Here is a 9,973-nt window from a genome sequence, read left to right as displayed (position 1 = left end):
AAACACCGCAGCAAACTCCTCACCGCCAATGCGCCCGAAAAGGTCGTCACGGCGCAACGCTGCGCGGCCGCTTTCGGCAATGCGTTGCAGCACGTTGTCGCCTTCCTGGTGACCGTAGGTGTCGTTGATGATTTTGAAGTCATCGATGTCCAGCATCAGAAACGACAGCGGCTCGCCCTTGTTTCGGGCGTGTTCGAACTCGCGTTGAGCGCATTCGAAGAAATGCCGGCGATTGCTGCTCTGGGTCAGGGCGTCGGTGGTGGCCAGGCGATGCAGCTCGGTTTCCATCTGCTTCTTGTCGGTGATGTCTTCGGCGATGCCGAAGATGATCACCGGTTGCCCCGGCTCGGCCTGGCGGTTGATGTAGCATTTGTCGCTGAGCCAGCGCATCTGGCCSTSGGCRKCRRTGATKCGRTAYTCGCGRTCTTCCACSGCGCCTTTGTCCAGCACTTCGGCCAGGCTGCGTTCGGCATAGTCCAGGTCRTCGGGRTAGATGYTGTCGCGCCATTGATTGCAGTCSGCCAGCAGTCGATCGGCTGAACGGCCAAAGATCCGTTCATAGGCGGGGCTGACGTAAAGCACCTGGCGGGTTTCCCAATCGAATGCCCACAGCACCGCGTTGACGCTCGCCAGCAAGGTGTTGAGCAACTGTTCGCGTTCGCTCAGACGTGCGACTTCGCCTTGGGCGTGCATCAGCGCCATCAGGGTCTGCGCGGCCTCGGGCCAATGTGACGGAGATGAGTCTTGCAGGTTTTTTTGGGCCATCGACACAAATCTCAAAGGGCATGCCGCGTGTTCAATGGCGGCCAACACCAAGCCCGCCGGGGGATGGCGAAGTGTCTTTGAGATTGGGCTTTTTAGATGAAGTTCCCGCCTTTTGTGGCGAAGGAGAGGTCTCCCGCCGGGCGGTACTGATGACGCGATTTTGCGGTCAGACCACAAACCCATGTGGGAGCGAACCTGCTCGCTCCCACAGGTTTTGTGGTTCAGGCGGCGGCAGGACGCAAGGAGTAGGTCTTCAACTGATCGGCGAAGTCGCGCAGCGATTGAATCCCGCTGGCTTCGGCTTCGTGTACCCAGTCCTTGATGGCCGCCAGCATGTCGTGGCCATTTGAGCTGGTCTTGACCCAGATCTGCTGCAGGGCCAGGCGTTTCTCGTAAATTACCTTCAGCGCCTGACTGTGCTCGAGCATGTTCTGGATGCGTACATGGTGTTTGTCATCCAGCAGGCTGGTCTCCCGCGAAAGCAGGCGTTTGGCCCGGTGGAACTGGTGACGTACCGAGTGATCGACCTTTTCCAGCTCTTGCTTGACCAGCGGGCCGATCACCAGTTTTCGGTACTGGGCCATGATCTGGAAGCGGTTGTTGAGGATCGCCATGGCGGTGTCCATGTCCAGGTTGCCCTTGCCTTCGACGCGATGGGCGATCGGCGCGACCCGTTGAACCTTGGCCAGGCGCAGGAAGCTGAAGACTTGAATCCACGCCCAGCCCAGGTCGAATTCCCACTTCTTCACCGACAGTTTTGCCGAGTTAGGGTAGGTGTGATGGTTGTTATGCAGTTCTTCGCCGCCAATCAGGATGCCCCACGGCACCAGGTTGGTCGCCGCATCGCGGCATTCGAAGTTGCGGTAGCCGATGGCATGACCCAGGCCATTGACCACGCCGGCGGCCCATACCGGGATCCACATCATCTGGATGGCCCAGATGGTGATGCCAATGGTGCCGAACAGCAGCAGGTCGATAACGCCCATGATCGCGATGCCCAGCAGCGGATAGCGGCTGTAGAGGTTGCGCTCGATCCAGTCTTCGGGGCAGTTCTTGCCGTAGATGCGCAGGGTCTCGGGGTTTTCCGCTTCGGCGCGGTACAACTCGGCGCCTTTGCGCAGCACCGTGGACAAACCCTTGATGACCGGGCTGTGCGGGTCATCGACGGTTTCGCATTTGGCGTGATGCTTGCGGTGGATGGCGGTCCACTCGCRGGTGTTCTGCGCCGTGGTCAGCCACAGCCAGAAACGGAAGAAATGCTTAAGGCCCCCATTCAGCTCCAGGGAGCGATGGGCCGAGTAACGATGCAGATAGACCGTGACGGCGATGATCGTGACGTGGGTCATYAGCAGGGTGACTGCTACCAGAGACCAGGGCGACAAGCCAAGAAAACCTTCGTACCACATAGGCTATAGGGCCCTCGATAAAGAAAAAACAGCCGTTGCATTATCACTAAGCCCACACAGAAAACCAGTCGCCCTTTCAGATAAGAGTGGCTGGATGTGTCTTTAAACTATAATCCCCACCTTTTTGTAGGGACATGGATCGCCGGATGTCTGCCACCTATCGCGATGCCTTGCGCACAGCGCTGCTCTATCTGTTGCTTTCTGTGGTTTGGCTGCAGATCAGTGGCTATTTATTAAACAGTTTCTTCGATAGCTCTGCCGAGCGACTGCGATGGCAACTGATCAACGGTTATGTTTGGGGGCTGTTCAGCGCCGGGTTGATCTTCATTGCCCGGGCGCGGCTGCTGCGGTGTCTGGGGATCGACGCCACATTGCACGAACGCAATACCAATCGCGAGCGCCTGCGCCAGGCGGCTGCTGTTTTCGACTGTACCCGCGAAGGCGTGCTGGTCACCGATCGGGAAGGCGTGATCGTCCATGTGAACCGGGCGTTCATGGAAATCACCGGTTATGGTTGTGAGGACGTGCTCGGGCAGCGCCCCAATATGTTCAAGTCCGGACGTCATCCATCTGACTTCTATCAGGTGATGTTCGCCGCGCTTGAACGCACAGGGGAGTGGAGTGGGGAAATCTGGAACCGGCGCAAAAGCGGCGAAATTTACCCACAATGGCAGACGATCCGCCTGATCCACGACGACTACGGCCGGCCGAGCCAATATGTGGCTGTGTTTTCCGATATCAGTGCAATCAAGAACTCCGAACACGAGTTGATGCACCTGGCGCACCACGATCCGCTGACCGACCTGCCGAACCGCCTGCTGTTCACCGACCGCACCGAACAGGCCCTGGCCTYGGCGCAGGTCCACAAGCGTGGCTGCGCGCTGCTGATGATCGATCTCGATCACTTCAAGATGATCAACGACAGCCTTGGGCACACCATCGGCGATCAGTTGCTCAAGGCGGTGGCCGAGCGCCTTGGCGCCATGTTCGGCCCGGGCATCACCCTGGCGCGGCTGGGTGGGGATGAGTTCGCCGTACTCGCCGAAAGTTGTCCGCAATTGGTTCAGGCCGCTGCGTTGGCCCAGCGGATCATCGACGGCCTCAAAGCACCATTCTCTATCGATGACCATCAGTTGTTCATCAACACCAGCATCGGCATCAGCCTGTTCCCCAGCGATGCCTTGAGTGTTGAGCAACTGCTGCGTAATGCCGACTCTGCGCTATTCAAGGCCAAGAGCACGGGGCGCAATGATTATGCCCTGTATACAGAAGAGCTGACGGCCCACGCCCAGCAACGGGTCGAGATCGCCTTTGAATTGCGCCGCGCCCTGGACCGGGAAGAGCTGCGGGTTTATTACCAGCCGGTTCATGACCTCAGGAGCAGTCGCCTGATTGGCGTCGAGGCGCTGGTGCGTTGGCAGCACCCGCAGCGGGGATTGGTGTCGCCGGCGGAATTCATTCCGGTCGCCGAGCGAACCGGTCTGATTGCTGAAATCGATGCCTGGGTCATGGCGCAGGCGTGCCGGCAGATGTGCCAGTGGCAGCAGAGTGGAGTGGTGCTGTCGTTCGTTGCGGTCAACGTTTCTTCGCGCCTGTTCGCCCGTCGTGAGCTGTATCGGCAGGTGGCGCAGGTCCTGCGCGAAACCGGGCTGGAGCCGGCGTTTCTGGAGCTGGAAGTGACCGAAAGCGCGGTGATGGAGGACCCGGAAGTCGCGCTGGAGCAAATRCATCGCCTGCGCGAGTTGGGGGTGCGCCTGGCCATCGACGACTTCGGCACGGGGTATTCATCGCTGCTGCGGCTCAAGCGTCTGCCGGTGCAGAAGCTGAAAATCGACCAGGGCTTCGTCGCCGGATTACCGTGGGATGAGGATGATGCGGCAATCTCGCGGGTGATCATTGCCCTGGCGCAAAGCATGGGCATGCAGGTGCATGCCGAAGGGATCGAGCAGGTCGAACAGGCGGCTTTCCTTCTCGAACAGGGATGCGATCTGGGGCAAGGCTATTGGTTCGGACGGCCGGTGCCAGCGGCGCAGCTCGATTGGATGCATGCGCCGGTGATCGGATAGGCGCAATCCCTGTGGGAGCGAGCTTGCTCGCGATAGCGGAGTAACAGTCGAGACTTCTAGAGACTGACACGCCCTCATCGCGAGCAAGCCCGCTCCCACAGGTTTTTTGGTGTGCCTGAAAGAGGGTGATTCACCTCAAGCCCTTGTCCCTTCAAGTAATCTCTTCTGGTTATATAAACATTCTTAAATAGTCTTTTTAAGAATATCTACACCTCTCTAGTATTGCTCTCACGCCGCAAGCAGTGCCGACACTGCGAGGCAACCTCTCAGTTGAAGGAGCAGCAATATGAGCGCATCCCTGCGAAGCGTCGACGGTCAAGACGAAGCCACCATCCTGCGTGAAATCCAGAGTGCCCTGCGCGACCTGCGCTTTGGCGCCGTGGAAATCACCGTGCACAACGCCCAGGTGGTGCAGATCGAACGCAAAGAAAAATTCCGCTTGCAGCAGCCGGGCAACAAACCGGGCTGAGGCGAAACAGGCACCGCGATTTCCGATATCCCATAAGAAAAAGCCAACACACCAAGAATTCCAGGAGCTTTCACCATGTCGTCGATTCGCCACTTCGCTTTGGCCGCCCTGGCCAGCGCCCTTTTTGCCGGTTCCGCGGTAGCCAAGGATTACGAGCTGCTCAACGTGTCGTACGACCCGACCCGCGAGCTGTACCAGGACTACAACGCCGAATTCATCAAGTTCTGGCAGAAGGATCATGCCGGCGACACGGTGAAAGTCCAGCAATCCCACGGCGGTTCGGGCAAACAAGGCCGGGCGGTGATCGATGGCCTGCGTGCCGACGTCGTGACGCTGGCCCTGGCCGGTGACATCGACGAAATCGCCAAGCTCGGCAAGACCCTGCCGGCGGACTGGCAAAAACGCCTGCCGGACGCCAGCACGCCTTACACCTCGACCATCGTATTCCTGGTGCGCAARGGCAACCCGAAAGGCATCAAGGATTGGGGCGACCTGGTCAAGAATGACGTCTCGGTGATCACGCCGAACCCGAAAACCTCCGGCGGTGCGCGCTGGAACTTCCTCGCGGCCTGGGCCTATGGCCTCAAAGCCAATGGCGGCGACGAGGCCAAGGCCAAGGAATACGTGCAAACCCTGTTCAAGCACGTGCCAGTGCTGGATACCGGCGCTCGCGGTTCGACCATTACCTTCGTCAACAACGGTCAGGGCGACGTGTTGCTGGCCTGGGAAAACGAAGCCTTCCTGGCCCTGAAAGAAGAGGGCGGCGCCGACAAGTTCGACATCGTCGTGCCATCGCTGTCGATTCTCGCCGAGCCACCGGTGGCGGTAGTCGACAAGAACGCCGAGAAAAAGGGCAACGAGCAGATCGCCGAAGCCTACCTCAAGCACCTGTACAGCCCGGCCGGCCAGGAAATCGCGGCGAAGAACTTCTATCGTCCACGTGACAAGGACGTGGCCGCCAAGTACGCCCAGCAGTTCCCGAAACTGGAACTGGTGAGCATCGACAAGGACTTCGGCGGCTGGAAAGCCGCACAGCCGAAATTCTTCAATGACGGCGGGGTGTTCGACCAGATCTATCAGGCGCAGTAATATTAAATAGCCATCAATGAGCCTCGAATTTCGATTCGAGGCTTTGTGCGTTCTCAACCAAGGACTTTTATGTCGCGTCGTATCTCCCCCGTCATACCCGGCTTCGGGCTGACGCTGGGCTACACCTTGGTGTACCTCAGCCTGATTGTGCTCATACCACTGGCGGCGATGTTCGTGCATGCCGCTCAACTCACCTGGGATCAGTTCTGGGCAATCATCTCGGCGCCACGGGTGCTGGCGGCGCTGAAGCTCAGCTTCGGCACCGCCCTGTGTGCCGCGATCATCAACGGCATCATCGGCACGCTGCTGGCCTGGGTATTAGTGCGCTATACCTTCCCGGGGCGCAAAGTCATCGACGCCATGATCGACCTGCCGTTCGCATTGCCCACGGCAGTGGCCGGTATTGCACTGACGGCGCTGTACACCCCTACCGGCCTGGTCGGTCAGTTTGCAGCGGATCTGGGATTCAAGATCGCCTACACCCCCCTGGGCATCACCCTTGCCCTCACTTTTGTGACACTTCCATTCGTAGTACGTACCGTACAGCCAGTATTGGCGGATATCCCCCGTGAAGTGGAAGAAGCGGCGGCGTGCCTGGGGGCAAAACCCTTGCAGGTTTTCCGTCATATCCTGCTGCCGGCACTGCTTCCGGCATGGCTTACCGGTTTCGCTCTGGCCTTTGCCCGCGGGGTCGGCGAGTACGGTTCGGTGATTTTCATTGCCGGCAACATGCCGATGAAAACTGAGATTCTGCCGTTGCTGATCATGGTCAAGCTCGACCAATACGATTACACCGGCGCTACCTCCATTGGTGTACTGATGCTGGTGGTTTCCTTCGTCCTGTTGCTGCTGATCAACTTGTTGCAGCGGCGCATCGAAACCCCATAAGGAGGCGCACCCATGTCCCAATCGTCTATTGCTGCCGCTTCCTCGAACGCTGCCCGCCGTGGCAGCGCGACTTCGCGGCGAATCCTGATCGGCCTTGGCTGGCTGATTTTTGCCCTGTTCCTGTTGCTGCCGCTGTTCATCGTGGTGTCCCAGGGCCTGAAGCTTGGCCTCGGTGCGTTTTTCACCGCGATCTTTGAGCCGGATGCGCTGTCGGCGCTGAAACTCACGGTCATCGCCGTGCTGATTTCGGTGCCGCTGAACCTGGTATTTGGCGTCAGTGCCGCCTGGTGCGTGAGCAAGTACTCGTTCCGCGGCAAGAGCATGCTGGTGACCCTGATCGACCTGCCGTTCTCGGTATCGCCGGTGATTGCCGGCCTGGTCTATGTGCTGATGTTCGGCGCCCAGGGCCTGTTTGGGCCGTGGCTTTCGGACCACGACATCCAGATCGTCTTCGCCCTGCCGGGCATCGTACTGGCGACGATCTTCGTTACCGTGCCGTTCGTGGCACGGGAGCTGATCCCGCTGATGCAGGAGCAAGGCACTCAGGAAGAGGAGGCTGCGCGCCTGCTCGGGGCCAACGGCTGGCAGATGTTCTGGCACGTCACTGTGCCCAACATCAAATGGGGCCTGATCTACGGCGTGGTGTTGTGCACCGCGCGGGCCATGGGTGAGTTCGGTGCGGTATCGGTGGTTTCCGGGCACATTCGCGGGGTGACCAACACCCTGCCGCTGCACGTCGAGATCCTCTACAACGAATACAACCACGTGGCCGCGTTCGCCGTGGCGAGCCTGTTGCTGATCCTGGCGCTCTTCATCCTGCTGCTCAAGCAGTGGAGCGAAAACCGTATTAACCGCCTGCGCGCCAGCGCCGCGGAGGAATAATTCATGTCGATCGAAGTGCGTAACGTCAGCAAGAACTTCCATGCCTTCAAGGCGCTGGACAACATCAGCCTGGACATCCAGAGCGGCGAACTCGTCGCACTGCTCGGTCCGTCGGGCTGCGGCAAGACCACGCTGCTGCGGATCATCGCAGGCCTGGAAACCCCGGATCAGGGCAACATCGTGTTCCACGGTGAAGACGTTTCCGGCCATGACGTGCGAGATCGCAACGTCGGTTTCGTGTTCCAGCACTACGCCTTGTTCCGCCACATGACGGTGTTCGACAACGTCGCGTTCGGCCTGCGCATGAAGCCGAAAAACCAGCGCCCGAGCGAAAGCCAGATCGCAACCAAAGTCCACGAACTGCTGAACATGGTGCAACTGGACTGGTTGTCGGACCGCTATCCGGAGCAACTCTCCGGCGGTCAGCGCCAGCGTATTGCCTTGGCCCGAGCGCTGGCTGTGGAACCGAAAGTGCTGTTGCTCGACGAACCCTTCGGCGCCCTTGACGCCAAGGTCCGTAAAGAGCTGCGCCGCTGGTTGGCGCGTCTGCACGAAGACATCAACCTGACCTCGGTGTTCGTGACCCACGACCAGGAAGAAGCGATGGAAGTCGCCGACCGTATCGTGGTGATGAACAAGGGTGTGATCGAACAGATCGGCTCACCGGGCGACGTCTACGAAAACCCGGCCAGCGATTTCGTCTATCACTTCCTCGGTGATTCGAACCGTCTGCACCTGGGCGAAGACAAACATGTGCTGTTCCGCCCGCACGAGGTGTCGCTGTCGCGCCATGAACTGGAAGATCACCACGCAGCGGAAGTGCGGGACATTCGTCCGTTGGGCGCGACGACGCGGGTGACGTTGAAGGTCGAAGGGCAGAGCGATCTGATCGAAGCCGAAGTGGTCAAGGATCACGACAGCCTGGTTGGATTGGCGAAGGGCGAGACGCTGTTCTTCAAGCCGAAGGTCTGGCAGAAGGTCGCCAACATTTAAAGCAAAAGCATCGCGGGCAAGTCGGATCGCCGCACCGCCGCTCCCACAGGTTTCTGGGGTGTTCACAAGTTTTGTGTTCAACACMGATCCACTGTGGGAGCGAGCTTGCTCGCGATGGCGTCTTACGCCGCAGCGTTTTTCTGACGCAGACGCACCCCACCCGCCCGCGCCTCGATCTGCTCTTTCAGGTCATGCCGCATCCCCAGCAAAAACGCCAGCTCCGCCACCACAAACAGCGGCCCGACAATCAATCCGGTCACGTCATCGACAAATGCCGGTTTGCGCCCTTCGTAGTGGTGACCGACAAACTGGATGACCCAACCGATCACGAACATCGCCACACCGCTGCCCAGCCAGACCAGCGTGCCTTGCTGTGCCAACGCATGACCTGCCCACACCGACAGACCAAGCAATACCGTCATCAACACGCCCAGGCGCAACTCCAGGCGCAGGTAAAACCACGCCGAGGCCAGTGAAACCAGCACCGCCGGCGATACCCAGGCACCACCCAGCGACCACTCAGGCCGGGACAACAGCACCGCGACGGCCACCACGATCAGCGGAATGCCGATAAAGTGCGATGCGATGTTGCGTGGGTCACGGTGGTAGGCGGCGTATTGACTGAGGTGGTCGACGAGGCTTTTCATTGTTGTTCTCCTGTGGGGTGATTGATCATGCCCCGGGGCCACTTCCCGCTCTGTCAGCCAGGCGACAATCTCTAGGAGTTTTCATGGATATGCAGGTCTGGCGTCCACGCCTGATGAGCGGTCAGTGGTTCAGCCATTTGCCTGATTCCCTACAGGATAGTCTGCTGTCGGTGGCCAGGGTGCGGCGCCTGTCGCCGGGCCAGCGGCTGTTCAAGCGTGGCGATCCGCCCTGCGGCCTGTACGCGGTGCTTGAAGGCGCGGTGCGCGTCGGTGCCGTCAGTGAGCAGGGCAAGGAAGCATTGCTGAGCCTGGTGGAGCCGCCGCACTGGTTCGGAGAAATCTGCCTGTTCGATGGCCAGCCACGCACCCACGATGCCTACGGCGTGGGCCAGTGCACGCTGCTGCACATCCCCCAGAACACCTTGCTGGCGCTGCTCGATGAGCATCCGCAGCACTGGCGGCAACTGGCATTGCTGATGAGCCAGAAATTGCGCATGACCTTCATCAACCTTGAACAACTGAGCCTGTTGCCGGCCCCTGCACGGCTGGCGCACCGCTTGCTGATGATCGCCGAAGGCTACGGCGAGACCACCCCTCCACGCCGCGTCTTGCAGCTACCCCAGGAGCAGCTGGCCGCCATGTTGTCGCTGTCGCGCCAGACCACCAACCAGATTCTCAAGGAGTTGCAGGGGCAGGGGATCATCGGGCTGAGTTACGGCGAAATTGAAATCCTCGATGCTGCCCGATTGCGGGAACTGGCTACAATCT

10 protein-coding genes are annotated in these 9,973 nt (G+C 59.7%); 7 read left to right on the top strand and 3 right to left on the bottom strand.

Annotated features, from left to right (window positions below; genetic code table 11):
- Both ACXRVY_RS09995 and desA read right to left on the bottom strand, forming a co-directional pair.
- Positions 1-765: sensor domain-containing diguanylate cyclase (locus ACXRVY_RS09995; RefSeq protein ID WP_458237327.1), on the bottom strand; the 765-nt coding region annotated here is incomplete at its 3' end.
- Between the two features lie 221 nt (positions 766-986).
- Entirely contained in the window at positions 987-2,171 is a 1,185-nt protein-coding gene (desA, locus tag ACXRVY_RS09990) for a delta-9 fatty acid desaturase DesA (protein WP_458237326.1), read from the bottom strand.
- Positions 2,172-2,317: 146 nt separating this feature from the next.
- On the opposite strand from desA, the gene dibA reads away from it, so the two are divergent.
- From dibA to ACXRVY_RS09960, 6 genes are all read left to right on the top strand, one after another.
- Positions 2,318-4,237, top strand: a complete 1,920-nt coding sequence (gene dibA, locus ACXRVY_RS09985; protein ID WP_458237325.1) for a phosphodiesterase DibA — start codon at positions 2,318-2,320, stop codon at positions 4,235-4,237.
- A 286-nt stretch (positions 4,238-4,523) separates the two neighbouring features.
- A complete protein-coding gene (oscA, locus tag ACXRVY_RS09980) occupies positions 4,524-4,706 on the top strand; it encodes a sulfur starvation response protein OscA (protein ID WP_007975618.1) in 183 nt (60 codons plus the stop codon).
- Between the two features lie 75 nt (positions 4,707-4,781).
- The gene (locus ACXRVY_RS09975) at positions 4,782-5,795 is read left to right on the top strand and encodes a sulfate ABC transporter substrate-binding protein (RefSeq protein ID WP_223463259.1); all 1,014 of its coding nucleotides are present in this window, start codon (positions 4,782-4,784) and stop codon (positions 5,793-5,795) included.
- Positions 5,796-5,864: 69 nt separating this feature from the next.
- The gene (cysT, locus tag ACXRVY_RS09970) at positions 5,865-6,683 is read left to right on the top strand and encodes a sulfate ABC transporter permease subunit CysT (protein WP_007972956.1); all 819 of its coding nucleotides are present in this window, start codon (positions 5,865-5,867) and stop codon (positions 6,681-6,683) included.
- A 12-nt stretch (positions 6,684-6,695) separates the two neighbouring features.
- Entirely contained in the window at positions 6,696-7,565 is an 870-nt protein-coding gene (cysW, locus tag ACXRVY_RS09965; RefSeq protein ID WP_150726413.1) for a sulfate ABC transporter permease subunit CysW, read from the top strand.
- Positions 7,566-7,568: 3 nt separating this feature from the next.
- The gene (locus ACXRVY_RS09960) at positions 7,569-8,558 is read left to right on the top strand and encodes a sulfate/molybdate ABC transporter ATP-binding protein (protein ID WP_046040728.1); all 990 of its coding nucleotides are present in this window, start codon (positions 7,569-7,571) and stop codon (positions 8,556-8,558) included.
- 122 nt (positions 8,559-8,680) lie between these two features.
- On the opposite strand, the gene ACXRVY_RS09955 is transcribed toward ACXRVY_RS09960, so the two are convergent.
- Positions 8,681-9,205 carry an Mpo1 family 2-hydroxy fatty acid dioxygenase gene (locus ACXRVY_RS09955; protein WP_223463260.1) on the bottom strand — a complete coding sequence of 175 codons (525 nt, stop codon included), beginning with the start codon at positions 9,203-9,205 and terminating at the stop codon, positions 8,681-8,683.
- An 83-nt stretch (positions 9,206-9,288) separates the two neighbouring features.
- Here ACXRVY_RS09955 and ACXRVY_RS09950 point away from each other — a divergent pair.
- On the top strand, positions 9,289-9,973 hold a 685-nt coding region (locus tag ACXRVY_RS09950), incomplete at its 3' end, for a Crp/Fnr family transcriptional regulator (RefSeq protein ID WP_223463261.1).

The sequence above is a fragment of the Pseudomonas sp. P5_A2_2 genome, assembly GCF_054177685.1.
The sequence above is the reverse complement of the archived record's forward strand: the minus strand, read 5'-3'. Positions and strand labels throughout refer to the sequence as shown.